The sequence below is a fragment of the Hymenobacter mellowenesis genome (assembly GCF_030581005.1).
Lineage (GTDB): Bacteria > Bacteroidota > Bacteroidia > Cytophagales > Hymenobacteraceae > Hymenobacter > Hymenobacter mellowenesis.
On the sequence record NZ_JAUQSX010000003.1, the window covers coordinates 83,388 to 100,892 of the forward strand.

General features: G+C 61.9%; 10 protein-coding genes. 5 read left to right on the forward strand and 5 right to left on the reverse strand.

Features of this window, described 5'->3' with window-relative positions; all coding sequences use genetic code 11:
* Positions 1-128: 128 nt before the first annotated feature.
* Entirely contained in the window at positions 129-4,559 is a 4,431-nt protein-coding gene (locus Q5H92_RS06865) for a DUF7619 domain-containing protein (protein WP_305010760.1), read from the reverse strand.
* Positions 4,560-4,759: 200 nt separating this feature from the next.
* A complete protein-coding gene (locus tag Q5H92_RS06870; protein WP_305010761.1) occupies positions 4,760-5,455 on the reverse strand; it encodes an outer membrane beta-barrel protein in 696 nt (231 codons plus the stop codon).
* 854 nt (positions 5,456-6,309) lie between these two features.
* On the opposite strand from Q5H92_RS06870, the gene Q5H92_RS06875 reads away from it, so the two are divergent.
* Positions 6,310-7,563 (forward strand): sensor histidine kinase, encoded by a 1,254-nt coding sequence (locus tag Q5H92_RS06875; protein WP_305010762.1) that lies wholly within the window; start codon positions 6,310-6,312, stop codon positions 7,561-7,563.
* 1,117 nt (positions 7,564-8,680) lie between these two features.
* Positions 8,681-9,382: a hypothetical protein gene (locus Q5H92_RS06880; protein WP_305010763.1), complete on the forward strand. Its 702-nt coding sequence runs from the start codon at positions 8,681-8,683 to the stop codon at positions 9,380-9,382.
* Positions 9,383-9,577: 195 nt separating this feature from the next.
* Here the strand turns inward: Q5H92_RS06880 and Q5H92_RS06885 are convergent, their stop codons facing one another.
* The 3 genes from Q5H92_RS06885 to Q5H92_RS06895 form a co-directional block, all read right to left on the reverse strand.
* A complete protein-coding gene (locus Q5H92_RS06885; protein ID WP_305010764.1) occupies positions 9,578-10,006 on the reverse strand; it encodes a hypothetical protein in 429 nt (142 codons plus the stop codon).
* A gap of 368 nt (positions 10,007-10,374) precedes the next feature.
* Positions 10,375-10,953: a hypothetical protein gene (locus Q5H92_RS06890; protein ID WP_305010765.1), complete on the reverse strand. Its 579-nt coding sequence runs from the start codon at positions 10,951-10,953 to the stop codon at positions 10,375-10,377.
* Between the two features lie 265 nt (positions 10,954-11,218).
* On the reverse strand, positions 11,219-12,358 hold the full coding sequence (locus Q5H92_RS06895) for a glycosyltransferase (protein ID WP_305010766.1): 1,140 nt from the start codon (positions 12,356-12,358) through the stop codon (positions 11,219-11,221).
* Between the two features lie 131 nt (positions 12,359-12,489).
* Here Q5H92_RS06895 and Q5H92_RS06900 point away from each other — a divergent pair, with 131 nt between their 5' ends.
* The 3 genes from Q5H92_RS06900 to Q5H92_RS06910 all read left to right on the forward strand — a co-directional run bounded on the left by Q5H92_RS06900 (position 12,490) and on the right by Q5H92_RS06910 (position 17,478).
* Entirely contained in the window at positions 12,490-16,167 is a 3,678-nt protein-coding gene (locus Q5H92_RS06900; RefSeq protein ID WP_305010767.1) for a PAS domain S-box protein, read from the forward strand.
* Between the two features lie 56 nt (positions 16,168-16,223).
* Entirely contained in the window at positions 16,224-16,610 is a 387-nt protein-coding gene (locus Q5H92_RS06905) for a response regulator (RefSeq protein ID WP_305010768.1), read from the forward strand.
* 100 nt (positions 16,611-16,710) lie between these two features.
* Positions 16,711-17,478, forward strand: a complete 768-nt coding sequence (locus Q5H92_RS06910) for an MBL fold metallo-hydrolase (RefSeq protein WP_305010769.1) — start codon at positions 16,711-16,713, stop codon at positions 17,476-17,478.
* Positions 17,479-17,505: the final 27 nt, after the last annotated feature.

The following is a 17,505-nucleotide window of genomic DNA, read 5'->3' on the forward strand; positions in this document are numbered from 1 at the left end:
ACCGCAAAAGCGCGCTGTAGCCGACGTGTTACATGATAATGCCCGGACGAAGGTAGGGGGCTGGGGCGCTTCATATGGCCCTTTGTCAACCACTCCAGTTGCCATAAATCCCTCCAGCCGGGCACCAATTAATACAGCGTAATCCGTTTCAAAACGGGGCCACGGCTCGTATCAACTACCAGAATATACAGGCCGGTCTGGCCCGGGGCAAAGTGCAAGGTCGTGCTTGGGTTGGCGCTGCTGCGCAGGTCCTGCACGCTGACGAGGCTGCCCAGAGCATTGTACACCCGCACGCGCTCCAGGCTGAAATCGGCACGTTGCCAATCCAGTACCACCTGCTCCCGGGCGGGGTTCGGGTAGGTGGTGATGGCCTCTTCCGCAGTTAAATCCACCAGCGTAAAGGGCGTGGCACTGGCCGACCGGCCACCCACACCTCCAATGTTCAGAGGTCCCGAAATAGCACCCCGGGGCACGCGCACCATGGCCGTGGTGGCGGTGGCCGCGAGCACAGCCGCCCGCACCCCGCCAAAGGAAATGGTATCGGGCAGGCCCTCCACCAGGAAGTTGACGCCGGACAAGCTTATCGTTTCGCCTACGCTGGCTTGCGCGGGAGTGAAGCTGGTGATGAGCGGGGCGGGCAAAAAGATGAATGAGCCCGCCGACACCGCCACGCCTCCCGGCGTCTGGAGGCGAATGGGCCCGGTTTGCGCCGAGGCTGGTACCCGCACCTGCAGGCTGGTGGCGCTCTGGGCTTGCAACACCGGCGCCGCGCCGGGGCCAAATGTGACCGAATTGCGCGCGGTGGGCGCAAAGTTGCTGCCGGTCAGGGTCACCACGTCGCCCGCCTTGCCTTTGGCGGGGCTGAAGCTGACAACCGTGGGCGGATACCACACGGTGAAGTCCTGGGCGCTTTGCACCTGTCCGCCCAGCGTTTGAATCCGGATTTTGCCGGTGGTAGCGCCAGCGGGCACCGTCACCTGCAGCGCGGTGGCCGAGGCCTGCTGTACCACTGCCCGCGTCGTGTTGAACCACACCGTGTCCTGCGCGGCCACCGGAGAGAAGTTAGTGCCGGTCAGGGTGATGGCGCTGCCCACAATGCCTTCGGCCGGCGCCATGGCTGCCAGCGTAGGCGGTTGGAAAACAGTGAACGGCGTGAGGCTGCGGCCAGCGCCTTCGGTGGTGCTCACCACTACTGTGCCGGTAGTGGCACTGGAAGGCACGCGCACGGTGAGGGAAGTGGCCGAGGCGCTGAGAACGGGGGTTACCACGCCGTTGAAGCGCACCGTGTTGGCCGAGGCCGTGGCTGCAAACCGTTGTCCCGTCAGGGTCACGAGCGTGCCTGCCCGGCCCTGCGTGGGAGAGAATTGCGTAAGCACGGGCGAGGCCAGCACCGCCGGGTAGCTCAGGGCCACGGCCGGCACCACGGCCAGCGGCACGTCGTAGATGCGGTTAGTGGTGGCGTTGGTGCGAATGGGCAGGTTGTAGTCGAAGAAAATATCGGCTTCGTTGGCAATCAGCGTGCGGGGCGCCAGGCCGGCTTTGGGCTGGATGGTGAACTGCACGAACCCATTGCTGGCCACGGCGTCGCGGGAGCGGGGCGGCAGGTTGATGTTCTCAAACGTGAAGGTGAGCACCGGCCGCCCGTGGCCCGATACGCTGATGCGGTAGGGGTGCGAAGCCGCCCCCACGCGCAGGGTGCGCAGGTCGAGGTCGGCGGCCAGCGTGTCCACTACTTCCACGCGGTAGGCGTCGTCGGTGCCCGTGTTTTCAAAGCGTATCTGGTAGCGCAAGGGCACGCCGGTGGGCGTGAAACGCTGGGCCGTGACGCCGGTGGGCACCACCTGCTTGTCGTTGGGGTCGAACGAATCCAGGATGGGCTGGCAGTCCTCGGCCGTTTCGGGGCCGGGCACGCTTGGCGGCATCGCCTGCACGTCGGGGTTGGCCTGGCCGGCGGTGCCAAGGCCAGGCACCTCCACCGTGCTGCTGGCCGTGCGCTGCGTGGGGTGGCCCAGGGGCTGGTCGGTTTCGAGGCGCACCACGGCCCGGGTGGCCGGCATGCGCAGCACCAGGCTGTCGCCGGCCGCCAGCAGGTAGCGGTGCTGCAGGGCCAGCTCACTGTTTTGGTAGAGGCGCAGGGCCAGGCTGTCGGTCATGGCCGAGGCGGCCGTGTTGCGTAGCACAAACCGCACCTGGTTGCCTGCCTGGGCGGTGCCCTTCACCGTCACCGAGGCCCGGTTCCAGGCGGGCGGTGGCGGGTAGGTATTGGGCGGCGTGATGGTGGCCTGGGTGCATACCGTGCGCCCGCGCAGGGCCGGATTGCCGCACACCACCGAGTCCTGAATGAGGATGCTGCCCGCCGCGCCGGCCGCCAGCGCGCCCACCTGAAACAGGTAGCGGCCGTCGGGCTGGCGGGTGTAGGGCGCATTGGCCGACACCAGCACCACTTCCGCGGGCAGCGCCACGGCTACCGCCACGCCTGCCGCCGCCGCCGCGCCTTCGTTGGAATAATACACCGTGGTGAGGTTGCGGAAGCAGCGCCGCCGCCGGTTCGACGACACGCTCACCCGCAAAAACGGCGCGGCGGTCGACTGAAAGCCAAAGTCCACGTTATCCACCACGTTGTTATAGCCCTGCAGGTTGATGAGCGTGCTGGGCGCGCAGGTGAGCTGCAGGCTGCGGCCTACCTCGTTGGGAGAGGGCAGCGGCGTCACCTGGTAGCGGCCGGTGTCCACGGCCAGCACGTAGCTGCCGTTCGCGTCCGTCAGGCCGTAGTAGTTGCCGGGCTGGGCCACCACCGGAATGTTGCGGAACAACAGCTCGTTGTTGTCGCGCTGGCAGTTCTGGTTGGCGTCGTCGTAGAGCTGCCCGCTAATCAGGTTCGTGGGGGCCTGCTGCGTGGGCACGAAGTAGCGGACCACGTCGCTGCCATTGCTCAGGCTGAGCAGGCGGGTGGCCCGGCGGTTCACCGACACGGACGTGCCGTAGCTGGGCATGTCGGTCTGCACGGTGCCGTCGGCCGAAAACATCTTGCCGGCATGTGCATAGCTGGCCAGGTACACGTTGCCGCGCCCGTCTACGTCTAGGTCCACCTGGCCCACCGAGATGGAGTTGAACTGCGGCGAGGGCCCAAACTGCCGAACGACCTGCCCGCTGGCGTTGAATTTCTGCACCCGCTGGCCGTTGTAGTCGGCCACGTACAGGTTGCCGGCTAGGTCCACGGCCACCGCCCGGGGCTGCTGAAACTGGCCGCTGCCCATGCCCGGCCCCCCAATGGTGCCCAGCAGCGTCCCCTGTGGGCTCAGTTTGCGGATGCGGTGCCCGAATACGTCGGACAGGTAAATGGTGCCCGACGGGCCCACCGCCAAGCCGTTGAATTCTTGGTACGTCTGCGGAAATCCAAACGACGTCAGGCGCTGCAGTTGTTGCCCCTGGGCGCTGTATTTGGTCAGTGTCGAGGCCGTAGCATTCGAGGTCAATACATAGATATTGCCCTGCCCGTCGACTACGAACCCACCAACCGACCCGTTACTGCCGGTCACCGCAAACGCCAGCGTGGGCTGCCCGGCGGCGTTGTACTTGCGCACAGTGCCGCCGTCGTAGGTGTAGGTATTGCCGGCCTCGTCCTGCCGCACGTATTGCAACGACGTCAGGTTGCCCCAGCGCCGACGCAGCGCGCCAATGCCCGCAAACTTGTAAAGGTGATTGGAATTCACCTGGTGCGTAAAATCCGTGGCGTACAGATTGCCCGCCCGGTCGAAGGCCATGGCCGTATGAGTGCTGCTCGAAAAATTCTGGTTAACCGAGCCCAGCAGTGCCCCCGTGGGGCTGTAGCGCGAAATGCCGCCCTGCGAAATGGACACCAGCATATTGCCCGCTGCATCCAGCAGCAGCGCCTCGGCCCAGTTGGTGTACACGGGACCGCCCGTGGCGCCGCCCAGCCCAATCCGGGCCAGCAACTGCCCGCTCGGGCTGACCTTATTGACCATGTGGTTTTCGTAGAGCACGTACACGTTGCCAGTCGCGTCCACGTCCACGTCGCTCACGTCGATGCCATTGGAGGTGGGCAGGGCCAGCGCCGGCAGCGGCTGGCCCTGCTGGTCGAACCGGAACAGCCGCTGGTTCGATTCGGCCACGTAAATGACGCCCGTGGGCCCCACGCACATGGCCGCCACGATGCCGAGCTGCCCGGTGCCGGCGCCATTGGTGCCGCAGTGCATCAGCAGCTGCCCGTTGGGGGCATACTTCTGGATGACGTAGTCGGTGGCGGTATTCCCTGCGCAGCCCATGTACACGTTGCCGGCCGCATCCAGGGCCACGGTTGTCACCATGGCGATGGCCGGGGTGGCACTGAAATTCGCCACGAACCTGCCTGTCGAATCGAGCTTGTTCACGCCGTTATCGGCCAGGTAGATGTTGCCCCGTTGGTCAACGGCCACGTCGCGGGGGCTGCCCACGGGAGTGCCCATTATCTTATCGAGGCGGTAGCTGGCCAAAGTCGATTGGGCAAACCCCACGCGGGCCCCCAGCAGCAGGCAGCAGACAAGTAAGAGTCTTTTCATAGAAATGGGCAGAAATAGCGGGGAAAGGCCCGCAATGAAGTCCTTAAAACTAAGGGGTTTTAATAATTTCCAGTCGGTTTGCCCATCCTTTTCCACGTAGCGGCGTCTGGCTCTAGCTCCTTGTTTCCTCTCCCGCTTCACCGGGCGTTTCGGGGCGCTTGGCTATTTTCCAAACCGGATAAACGGATGCGTAGGCGGCCTTAGCTCTTGGTATCGAAGAAGTAGGCCAATGAGGCTTGCAGCGCTTGGTTTCGGTAAAAAGGGTTCTCGTAATTCGGGCCTTTGAACTGGTAGCCCACGGCCAGATTGGTCCCGCCCCACGTAAAATCGGCGTGCAGCTGCGCCCGCTTGTAGCGGTAGCCAACGCCCACGATGAAGCCGGCATCCAGGCGCTGGGAGGAGTATTCTTCGTAGCTGAGCGGCTTTTGGTCGGGGATGATGGGCCCGGCGGTCACGGTGGTGCGCTGATTGAACGTGAAGGCCCGCTCGTAATAGCCTCCCAGCAGCAAGCCCAGGTAGGCCCCCGCCAGCACGTGCACGCCCTGGCCATCCTTGCGCGCCCCCACCACCACCTTCAGCGGCAGGGTGAGGTAGTTGAGGCGGAAGTTGTCGTTGTTGAAGCCTGAATTCTGGTCGGTGCCGCTGGTCAGGAAATACCCTTTTTGCGAAAAAAGCAGCGCCGGCTGCAGGGACACATTCCGTAACATAAGGCTGCCCACCACGCCGGCTTCAAAACCGGTCCGGGCGCTGGGGCGGTACGCATCGGCGAAGTAAGAGGCCGTCGACCGGTTGAGGCCCAGGTGAGGGCCGATGCGGAACGTGGCCTGCGCCCAGGCGGTGCCCGTGAGCAGCAGCAAATGAGCGGTGAGCGAAAAACCGGCAAGCGCGTAGTTCATAGAAAATCCAGACGGGTAGAGGCAGATGGCGTTCCGCAACGCAATATTATCTGCCGCCGGGCAGCCACCGGCGCTACCTGCTGCCACGGCTCCCGCGCCACCTGCTGCCAGCTGAGCCAGGGCGCGGCGGCAGGCTCGTTGCGCATGGCCTCATGCAACACGCCCTCACCGAATCAGCCTTTCCCAATAATTGACCGGCTGTAGGAGATGTAACCGCTTGGTGTGCCTGAAAAATGTCAGCGAACTATTTCATTTGGGCACTACGGAGCCCGTAAGGGCATTCCCGACTTCCAGGGCATCGTTGCTGAAGGATACCAAATTGCTTGGGTGTACATTTAGGGAAGGCGATGCACAATCCCTCGGCCGCGAAGCAACGGCCAATGCCCTTTGGCAGCCCTTTATGCCATCCCACGAAGGCCCGGAACCCGCCCGCTTGCGCAGTTTTCAGGCTCCCTGCTTCTCCCTTTTCCAGCCGCTTTCCTTATTCCACCCCGCCGTGCCGAGTTCCCCCGGAACCCCGTCTGTATTGCTGCGCCTGCCCGACGAAATCTGTCTGCCTGGTAATGCTCCGGGACAAAATCCCCGTAACCCAGCCCTAGTCCGCCGCCCTTTTCAGCGCCTGACAGCAGGGCTTAATCACGCGTGAACGATACAAGCGAGCTGCTCGCCCGTCACGCTCACGAATTGCGACCGGGGCACGGGGGCACTTTTTATTTCACCCTTCCGAAAACCGAATCAGTACTCGAAGTGCCGGAACCACCCTAGGTAAGCCAGCAAGACCGTCATGCGGAGCGGAGCGAAGCATACCGGTTTGATATTCTGTCTTCTGTCCACTCATTCCCAACGCTCCGCTCATGAAAAAGATTTTGCTAATTGAAGACAGTGAGCATGACCGGGCGTTGTACAAGCGCTTTCTGCGCAAGCACCTCAACGCCGAGCGGCTGACCTTTAGCGAGGCCGGCACGGGCGAAGAGGCGCGGGCGCAGTTCCTGCTGCACCGGCCCGACTGCGTGCTCCTCGACTTCGTGCTGCCCGACACCGACGGCCTGGCGCTGCTGGCCGAGCTGCTCCTGCTGGCCCCGCCCGACAGCGTGTGCGTGGTGATGGTGACCGGGGCCGGCAGCGAGTGGGTAGCCGTGCGCGCCCTCAACGAAGGCGCCCTCGACTACCTGGTGAAGCAGCAGTTCGACCACGAAATGCTGTTCAAAACCATGTGCCACGCCATCGAGAAAAACGAGTGGCGGCAGTACGTGGCCCGCTACTACGCCGAGTTGCGCAGCGTGAACGAGCAGCGCCTCGACTCCCTGAAGGCTCTCACAGCCAGCCGCCTGGAAACCACCCGCAAAAACGACCAACTGATGGCTTCCAACGCCGAGCTGGCCCGCACCAACCAGGACCTCGACAACTTCGTGTACGCCGCCAGCCACGACCTCAAGCAGCCCGTCAACAACCTGCGCGGGCTGTTTGAGGAGCTGCGCCGCACCGCTACCTTCCACGACCCCGAGGAGGCCCAGGTGCTGCGCCTGGTAGATGCTTCGCTGCTCGACCTCACCACCACCATTTTCGACCTGGCCGCCGTGGTGCAGGAAGAGCGCCCCAACACCACCCAAGCCACCGAAACCGTGGTGCTGGCCGAACTGCTGGCCGATGTGATGCTGGCCCTGCGCCCTCAAATTCTGACGGCCCAGGCCCGCATCGAGCACGATTTTGACGGTTTGCCCGCGCTGCCCTACGTGCGGGCCAACCTGCGCACCATCCTGTTCAACCTGCTCGCCAACACCCTCAAGTACCACGCCCCCAACCGCCCCGCCCAGGTGCAGCTCCGCGCCTTCTGGGACGCCGGTCAGCCCGTGCTCGAAGTGCAGGACAACGGCTTGGGCATCGACCTGGCCCGCCACGGCCTAGAGCTGTTTCAGCTCTTCCGCCGCTTCCACCCCGAAGCCGCGCCGGGCACCGGCGTGGGCCTGTTTTTGGTCAACCGTCTGGTGCAGGCCCAGGGCGGCCGCGTCGAAGTAACCAGCCGGGAAGGCCACGGCACCACCTTCCGGCTGTACCTGCAAGCCGCCGAAGTTCTGGTTCGCGTGCCGCAGGCAGCCGTGCTGGCCTGATAACTTGTTTGAGTTGGTTGTAGAGGGTCAGAACTTGTACCCTGAAGCTGTGCTTCGGCCCGCGCAAGGGTTTTTAATAATAACCGGCAGTTATTCACGTAACGCCCCACTTATTCTGCTGATTACCCACCGCCACCACGCCCGTTCACGCCCGCCACAGTTCCCGCTCCTCGTGCTGCCAGCTGAGCTGGGGGCGGCGGCAGTTGGCGGCCAAGTGCTGGTAGCGTGCGGGCTCGTCGCATAGGTTCTACAAGCAGCCACTGGCGAAGGTGCCGGGGAAACTCTGGTTGAGCGATGTGGGGCCTACGGCCGGCCAGTTGACGAGCGGGGGTTATTACATTTGGAAGCGGAGCACCCTACTACAAGCCCGACCTGATGACCACGATTCAGCACCTAATCCGTTGCCTTGTTTTGGTTAATATTTTGATGAGCTGTCTCGTGACAAAAGCAGTCGGTCAATGTCTGGACACCAATACCTTATTGGATTCCACTTTCTCGGTTAACTTAAACACATTAAATAGGATAGGTAGTCGGAAAAACTTTGAAGATGTAAGTGCCAGTCTGGATAGCGTAATGCGATTGAGCCACATAAATGCGGGGGATGTGTACCAGCAACTTATTCTTAGCAAAATTTTCAGTCAAAAAAGCATCAAAGCATCAAAGCATCTAAAGCAGACACCTTGTTCCATTTAATTGCACCAAACTACGACAACACGTTCGTTACCAAAATTAAGGTCAATACCTTCAAAAACGATTGTTCCTGGGCACTTTTAACAGACCACTACCGGAACATGTACTTGGTGACTTTAAGCAAAACACTGCTCCTGCTAGACTTTGTACGTTTTCACCAAATAAATAACGTTATACTCATTCCTATACGAAAGAATCCTGTCGTTTACGAAAAACACGAAGCTGGCATTAGCTCGAGCTGCGACCAGTTGGGAACGATTGTCCAAGCAATGTGGACAAGAACTTCACAAGGTGTAACTGAAGCGGAACTCAAATCAAGCCATCATGTCCGTCGATTGAAAATCGAAAGTAGTGGACTTATTAGCCCGTGCAACGACTAATTCCCAAACGAAACCTAAGAAACGGTGACGTGGCCTTAGACGGTAAAATGCGCAACAAAACCATACTCTTGATTACGGCGGTCCTTTTGGCAAGTTTTCCCCGCGGGGGGGTAGGACAGTGCCTTGACACCCGCACATTACTCGACTCTATTTATTCCATCGGTCTAAATCGCCTGAACGCGATTGGGCAGCTACGTGATAGCAACGGCAAACCTGGTATGCCGAAGGGCGCTACCGATAGCGTTTTCAGGATAAGCTTCCGAGACCGCGGCGACATTTACCAACCCCTGGTGCTCGACAAAATTTTCAAAAGAAGCGCGGGCATATCGTCGCCACTGGACGGCGCGTATTTGCATATAGGCCACGATTACAAGGACAAATACTGCACCAGAATACGGTTCAAGGGCGCGACAAAGTTTAGCCTTGTTCTGATTTCAGATGCGTTCCATAATTTGTATTTGGCATCCCTAAACCTGGACTTTGCCATTATTAGCTTCGTGGCGTTCGATACGGAGAACTTTCCAATCCACGCAAGTCCAACCTCAGCAAATAGACATGCACATACCCTGGTTCAATCTGGAATTACGTCAACTTTGAGTGAGCATGGAGTGATTACCCAGTTCGCGTGGTCGGGTGTAAAACCCAGCCAAACCCGGCCAGTCCTGCAAAACAAAAGCAAGGCCATGCGCTACAGAATTGATGCCAACGGCAAAATTAGCCTGGACAAGGTTGTTCAGCGCCGCAGGTAACCCGTGCCCTTGCGGCGCATTTAAGGAAGCTCTTGACTCAACGCGTTGAGTCAGGGGGGAACTGGAAATTTATCAGAACCCCGCTTGTCCTTGATTCAGGCCCTCTTCGGACCGTGGCTGCCTATGGGCGCCGCAGCACCCGGTTGCCCTCTGGTTCCGGAACTGGTTGGAACTCTCCAGGCCGGCCGGTCAGAGCTATATAAAATCCACCGCGTACCGGGATTGCAACACAAACCAGTAGCCGGTCGGCATCTTGCTTACCCAGACCCACCGGCACGCGGGCTTGAGGGAAAAAGTAGTGTAGATGCTGTGCGGGCGGTCGATGATGGTAATGGGTTGGCGACGGACGCTGTCGGCATGCAGAGAGAAGTGAAACACGGCCCCGTAGCGGCTTTTGCCATTCGGCCCAATGTACTCGTACACCCACCGGTCGCCCAGATACACTTGTAGCGTGTCCTGTTGGCCTGTTTCAATCTTGAACGCGATGCCCTTGAAAATGACGGGGTCGACCCATATATGAGGCTTCCGGGCGGAAGGGTGATAGGTCCTGACGGTTGCGCGCTGCGCCTGTAACTGCTGCAGCGACAGGGGCGCTTGGCCCCGCCCCGGCAACGCCGCGAGCAAGAGCAGTATCCCAAGTACCTGGCCCGGAAAGCTGAATCGGGAACGAACGAGCCATGAGCAAGGGAATGGTTCGGCAATGTTGCACGGGCTGCCGTCAGGCGCAACGGACGGACACGCCGCAAGCCCCAAGCCTCGGTTCTGCTTTGGTATACTCGTTTTGCTGCGCATGGTGTCAGGTCCAAGAATGAGGGAGCTATGGTGATGCGCACGGAACCCGAAATACACATGGTTCCCACGAAAAAACGGAAAATGATTCCCGCTGAAACCAAGCCCGTTTTATCTGTCAAAACCCTCGTTCTTGCATCTCGACCATTTGGCGACAGTACCGGAACAGGCCATCATTGGCGAATATCCAGCAGGGTCGCGGGCTATTCCTTGGGTAGGCGCTCGTACGCGCGGGCCACGTGCCAGTGCCCTTGCAAGGGGGCCAAGTCCTCGACCAGCTGGCGAAAAAAAGCCGCCCGGGCTTGGTTTTTAGTCCTGTCCAGCACGTAGTTGTTGTTGCTGCCCTGTTGAATCAAATACTGGCGGCCTGCCGTTTCAACCAAGGCGCTGTTGGTGGTCTTCGGGTTGAGCGGGGGCATGAACCGGAGCCGGTCTTCGGACTGCCGAACCGCCAACCGGGGCAGGTCCAGGGCCGCTAAAAAACGGGGTCGGGGGCAGGTTAAGGGCGTGGAAATGGTCGAGTCCGTTAGCTGCACGACTCGCATCTGGTTGTTTTCCGCCCAGATGAAATAGGTGATGTCCTGCTCGCGCTGGTGCGTTAGAAAAGTAATGAACCGGTCGCTGCGCCGTTCTCGCTTTAAGCTGTCTTGGAAGGAGCGGATAATCCGTTCGTCCAAATGAAAAGGGAAAGAGCGGAGGTAAGGACTTTGGCACCGCCCTGTTGTTGTGCACAAAAGCAGCAATATGCTCAGTGCAAGGGTCAAGTCACGGTACTGGCGCATTGAAGGGAAATGGTAGGGCGTTGGCGGGCAGTCCCACCGGTGCTGTTGGCAACGATGAACAAGCAGGCTTCATGGAAACCGAAAATACCCTCGTTTCGGTGAACTCAAATTTCTCCCTTCCCAAAGCGTGTCTGCTGCCCCGTTAGAGTTAAATAAACCGGTTCATTGTTTAAAATTTAGGAAACCTCTGCCGTCAGTGAGTTTGCTAAACCCATGCCGATGCCCTGAGGCCGTTTAATGAAATAGCTGAATTTATTCGCTTTTGTTACTCAGCCACCGGCACCACCCCCGCCCACAGCTTCCGCAACCCCCGCTCCTCGTGCTGCCAGCTGAGCTGCGGCGCGGCGCGGCGGCAGTTGGCGGCCAGGTGCTGGTAGCGGGCGGGCTCGTCGCTCAGCAGGCGGTTGAGGGCCCGGGCCAGGGTGGCGGGGGCGAGGTCGGTCACCAGCTCGGCCACGTCGAACTCGTCGTTGAGGGCGCGGTACTCGGGGAAGTCGATGAGCACCTGCGGGATGCCGGCGTGCACGTAGTCGAAGAACTTGTTGGCCAGGGAGTAGTAGTAGCTCAAGCCGATGTTTTCGAGCAGCATAATTCCCACGGCGGCGTGGCGCGTCACCTCGCGCAGGGCTTCGGGCAGCACAAAGCCGCGAAATTCTACCCGCCCCGACGCCAGCAAACCCAGCCGTTCGGCCTGCTCACGCAGGGCAGCCGAGAGGTCGCCTTCGCCGCAAATCACCAGTCGGCCCGCCACTTGCGGCATGGCTTCGAGCAGGTTTTCGAGGCCGCGGCCCACGTTTAGTGCGCCCTGGTAGAGGATGTAGCCGCTGGCCGGCGCACCATCTGGCGCGGGCGATACAAAGTCCTCCCCGCGCAGGCGGCTCACGTTGCGCACCACGCCGAAGGGCCGGCCGTATCGCTGCTCAAACAGCCGCGCCAGGGCCGGGCCCACGGTGTAGGCCAGCTGCGTGCGCGGCACGATGAAGCCCTCCACCCAGCGCCACACGCGCTGCACTGCCGGCCGGGCCACCACCTCGGGCACCTCCGTGAACAGCTCGTGGGCGTCGTATACGAAGGGCTGGCCGCCGAGCCGGGCGCGCAGCCACATGGGCAGCGCGGTGTCGAGGTCGCAGGCACACCAAGCGGCGGCGCGCTGGCCGAGCAGGTAAAAAAACAGCCGCAAGTTGTATTCGAGGTAAAACAGCTTACCCTTCTGAAACCAACCTTGCAGGCGGTGCTGTTGGTAGGGCTGCGGCGTGAGCGGGGGCGAGGCGGGCCGCTGCCAGCCCACGAGCTGCACCCGGTAGCCGGCCGCGGCCAGGCTGCCGCAGATGCGCTGCATCCGCTGGTCGAAGCACAGGTCGGTGGTGACGGTGAAGAGCAGGCGCGGGGCGGAAGGGAGCGGCAAAGGGCACTGAGGAAGCAGCTGAGGCCGCTCTACGTTAGTCGTTATTTTATTTTGGCCAAATTTACGCCGCGGTCCGGCCCAGCACTGGCTATATTAGCAGGAAATTCAACCCGCGCAGGACGCGCTATTGTATGGCTTCATTTTCGGCTGCTTCTTCAACCCGCCCCGTGGCGCCGCCTCTGGCCGCGCTGCTCGACCAGTTGGGACAGGTGTATTTGCTGACCGACCGCCAGGGTGCCATCGTGGACGTCAATGAGGCATTCCTGACCCTGACCGGCTACCCGCGCGACAAAGTCCTCGGCCAGCTTTTCTACCAGATGCTGGCGCCCCAGCCCGAGCGCGAGGTACGCAAGCGCGAGTTCCGCGAAAGCATCGAAACCCAAACCTTGGCGCCCTGCTACGAGCAAACCCTGCTCACGCGCGCCGGCCAGCTGCGCCCGTTGCGCTGGCAAGCCGGCTTCACGCACGACGCCGCCGGCAACGTGACGGGCATGTGGATGGCTGGCCACGAGCTGACCAGCCTGAGCGCGCCCAGCCCGGCCCTGGCCGGCGACAGCACCCACCTGCAGGACTTCCTCGACAACGCCCAGGACTTGGTGCAGCACCTGAGCGCCGACAACGGCTTTCTGTTCGTGAACAAGGCCTGGAAGGAAAAGCTGGGCTACACCGACGCCGAGCTGGCCACCCGCACCCTGGCCGACGTGGTGCATCCTTACTATAAGGCCAAGCTCCTCTACCAGCTGCGCAACCTGTATGACGGCGAGCCGGTGAACAAAGTCGAAACCGTGTTTCTGACCAACCAGGGCAAGCCCGTGCACCTCATCGGGAGCATGAGCGTGGTGCGCGAGGAAGGCCAGCCGGCCAGCAGCCGCGCTATCCTGCACGACATCACCGACCGCATCAAGGCCGAGCGCCTGCAGAAGGTGTACTACAGCATCGCCAACCTGGCCATTTCGGCCAAGGACTTGCCCAGCCTCTACGGCGCCATTCACCGCGAGCTGAGCAAGATTATTGAAACGAGCAACCTGTTCATTGCGCTGTGCGACGACGCCCGCACGCAGCTGCAGTTTGCCTACCACGTCGACCAGCACCCCCAGCACCGGCCCAAGGGCGCGCTGCCCTTCGGCAACGGCGTGTCGGAATACATCATCGCCGGCGGGCAGCCCCGCTACCTCACCCATACCGACTTTCAGCAGCTGGTGCGCAGCGGCACCGTGGCCGCCCACGGCCTCGTGCCCGAAGTGATGCTGGCCTCGCCGCTGAGCATCGGCGACCGCATTATCGGCGTGCTGGCCGTGCAGGACTATACCCGCGCCGACGCCTACACGCCCGGCGACCTGGACGTGCTGCACTTCATCTCGAACCAAGTGGCGCTGGCCATCGAGCGCAAGCGCAACGAGGAGCAGATTGGCAAGCAAACCGCCCGCCTGAACGCCATCTTTGAAAGCGGCTCGCACGTGATGTGGACGGTGAACACCCGCGCCCAGCTCATGAACTTCAACCGCAACTACGCGGCCCTGTTCCTGCGGCGCAACGGTACCTACCCTGTGCGGGGCCTCAACGTGTGGGACGCCGACCTGGCCCACATGCCCGAGGTAGAGCGCGACGTTTTCGTGCACCACTACGAGGCCGCGGCCAAGGGCCAGGCCCAGCGCTTCGAGATGCGCCTGCGCGACGCCCGCGGCTACGACGTGTGGACCGATATTTACCTGAACCCGATTTATCTGGGCGATGGCTCGTTTGAGGAAATTTCGGCCATTGCCCACGACATTACCGAGCAGAAACGGGCGCAACTGGCCTTGGAGGAGCAGGAGGAGAAGTTCCGCAACATCTTCGAGTCGTTCCAGGACATCTACTATCGCACCGACGGCGAGGGCCTGCTCACCATCGTGAGCCCTTCAGTGCGCGAAGTGCTGGGCTACGAGCCGGCCGAGGTGCTGGGCCAGCCGGTGCGCAACTACTTCGTGGACGCCGACGACATGAACCGCGCCAACGGCGAAACCGAGCGCAGCCGTGGCCTGCGCAACTTCGAAACCCAGATGTGGCACAAGGACGGCTACCCCGTGAGCGTGCTGGTGAACGCCCGCATGGTCACGCCGCCGGAAGGGGACGAAGACCCGGTGCAGCTGGGCACCGAAGGCATTGCCCGCGACGTGACCGAAATCCGCCAGATGCAGGACGACCTGCGCCTGGCCAAAGACGAAGCCGAAGCCGCCCTGGAAGCCAAAACCCAGTTCCTGGCCAACATGAGCCACGAACTACGCACGCCCATGAACGGCATCATCGGCATGATTGACCTGCTCGACCAGACGGTGGAAACCGACGAGCAACTCGACTACGTGGACACGTTGCGCAAGAGCTCCGACGCCCTGCTCACCATCCTGAATGATATTCTGGATTTGTCGAAAATCCAGGCCGGCAAGCTGCAGATTCACGAAACGGCCATCGAGCTGCAGGCCGTGATGGAGCGCATCCGGGCCCTGTTCATTTACCGGGCCGAGCAGAAACACATCCGCTTCACCTACCACATCACGCCGCACACGCCGCGCTTCGTGGTGACGGACGAGGTGCGTTTGCTCCAGATTCTGAGCAACCTGGTGGCCAACGCCATCAAGTTCACCAACGAGGGCACGGTGGCCATTGTGGTGAGCAGCGTGAGCACCGACGGCGAGCACCACACCCTGCGCTTTGCCGTGCAGGACTCCGGCATCGGCATCTCGACCGACAACGCCAGCCTGCTCTTCACCAACTTCACCCAGCTCGACACCACGCCCAGCAAGGCCTACGGCGGCACGGGCCTGGGTTTGAGCATCAGCCGGCAGCTGGCCGAGCTGCTGGGCGGCGAAATTGGGGTGCTCTCGGACGAGGGCGAGGGCTCGGTGTTCTGGTTCACCATCAGCGCCCGCGAAGCGCCGATGGGCGAAACGCCGGCGGTGACGCCCGTGCGCGAGCCGGTTTTCCAGCCCTTCGAGGCCTCGCCGCGCGTGCTGCTCGTGGATGACAACGCCATCAACCAGAAGGTGGGCCAGCGCCTGCTCACCAAGCTGGGCTGCGAGGTGGACGTGGCCGGCGGCGGCCCCGAGGCCATTCGCATGGCCACGGCGCCGGGCGTTGAGTACAACATCGTGTTCATGGACATCCAGATGCCCGACATGGACGGCGTGGCCGCTACGGCCGAAATCCGCCGCCTGCTGGGCTCGCACTGCCCGCCCGTGGTGGCCATGACGGCCTATTCGATGCAGGAGGATGCCGGCCGCTTCATGCGCCAGGGCCTCGACGACTACGTGGGCAAGCCCGTGAAAAGCCGCCACCTCTACGAAGTGCTGCACCGCTGGCTGCGCCCGCGCAACGCCCGCCCCGCCGACGCCAGCAACCCTCCGGCCGCTGCCGGCAATGCGTCCGCCGCCGCCGCGCCTCTCCCAACGCCCGCCCCGGGCGTGGCCGGCGAACCCACGCTTGATGATGCCATTTTGCGCCAGCTGGTGGAGCTGGGCGGCCCCGAATTCACGTCCGACCTTTATCAGGAGTTCGAACAGGAAGCCGGCGACCTGCTGCGCGACGCCGCCCCCACGGCCGCCGAAGGCCAGTTCCGCGAGCTGCTGCCCATGCTGCACCAACTCAAAGGCACGGCCGCCACGCTGGGCGGCGTGGCCCTGGCGGCCCAGGCCCGGCACCTCGAGCACCAGCTCAAAGAAGGCCGCATGGACGATGCCGCCGCGGGCTTTCGACTTTTAGAACATTACTTTGCACAGTTCGTCGCCGAATACCCTGGCGCCGTTGAGCGAGCCACCAGCACGTCGGCCGTGTAATACCGATGCTCATTGCCCTGACTTCTACCCCTTAAACCCATCCCAACCCCACGCTCATGTCCGTCGATACCCAATCCAAAACCATTCTGATTGCTGAGGACAGCTCGGTGATTCTCAACCTCACCCGCAAAATTCTCGAGCTTCAGAAATACAAAATTGTGCTGGCGAAGAACGGCGGCGAGGTGCTGAAGCAAATCGAATCGAACCCGATTGACTGCGTGCTGATGGACATCAACATTCCGGTGAAGGACGGCATGCAGTGCACCCGCGAAATTCGGGCCCACGCCGACCCAAAAATCAACAAGCTGCCCATCATCGCCATCACCGGCAACGCCAACAACTACTCGATGGACCAGTTCCGCGAGGCCGGCGTGACCGATTACCTGCCCAAGCCGCTCGACTTCGACGCCCTGGTGCGCGTGGTGAAGCAGTACGTGGGGTAGTTTTTAGTTGTCAGTTGCTCGTTGTCAGTTGTTAGGCCGCTCTGTTAATCAAGCGGTTGTGCCTGACTAACAACTGACAACGAACAACTAACAACTATTCATGCAAGTAACCTTCCTCGGCACGGGCACCTCGTCGGGCGTGCCCATGATTGGGTGCACCTGCGCCGTGTGCCGCTCGCTCGACCACCGCGACAAGCGCCTGCGCGTGTCGGTGCACGTGGAAGTGGCTGGGCGCAGCTTTGTGATTGATTCCGGGCCCGATTTCCGGCAGCAGATGCTGCGCGCCCGCGTCATGCACCTCGACGCGCTGCTTTTCACGCACGAGCACAAAGACCACACCGCCGGCTTGGACGATATCCGGGCCTTCAATTTTCGGCAGCAAACCGACATGCCGGTGTATGGCGAGCCGCGCGTGCTGCGCCAGCTGCAGCAGGAATTTGCCTACATTTTCGCGGAAAATAAATACCCCGGCGTGCCCCGCGTGACGCTGCACCCGATTGAGCGCGACGACGTACCGTTCGACGTGCACGGCATTTCGGTGCTGCCGCTGCGGGCCCTGCACCACCGTCTGCCGGTGCTGGGCTTCCGCATCGGCGGCTTCTGCTACCTGACGGACGCCAACCACCTCGGCCCCGAAACCCGCGCCCAACTGCGCGACGCCGATGTCATCGTGCTCAACGCCCTGCGGCGGGAGGAGCACATTTCGCACTTCACCCTGGCCCAGGCCGTAGCCGTGCTGGAAGAAGCCCAGCCCAAGCGCGCTTTCCTCACGCACATCAGCCACCAGCTGGGCCGCCACCAGGAAGTGGAAGCCGAGTTGCCTAGCTGGATTCGGCTGGCGTATGACGGGCTGCGGGTGGAGGTGTAGCGCGAACTTTTAGTTCGCGTCTTCGCT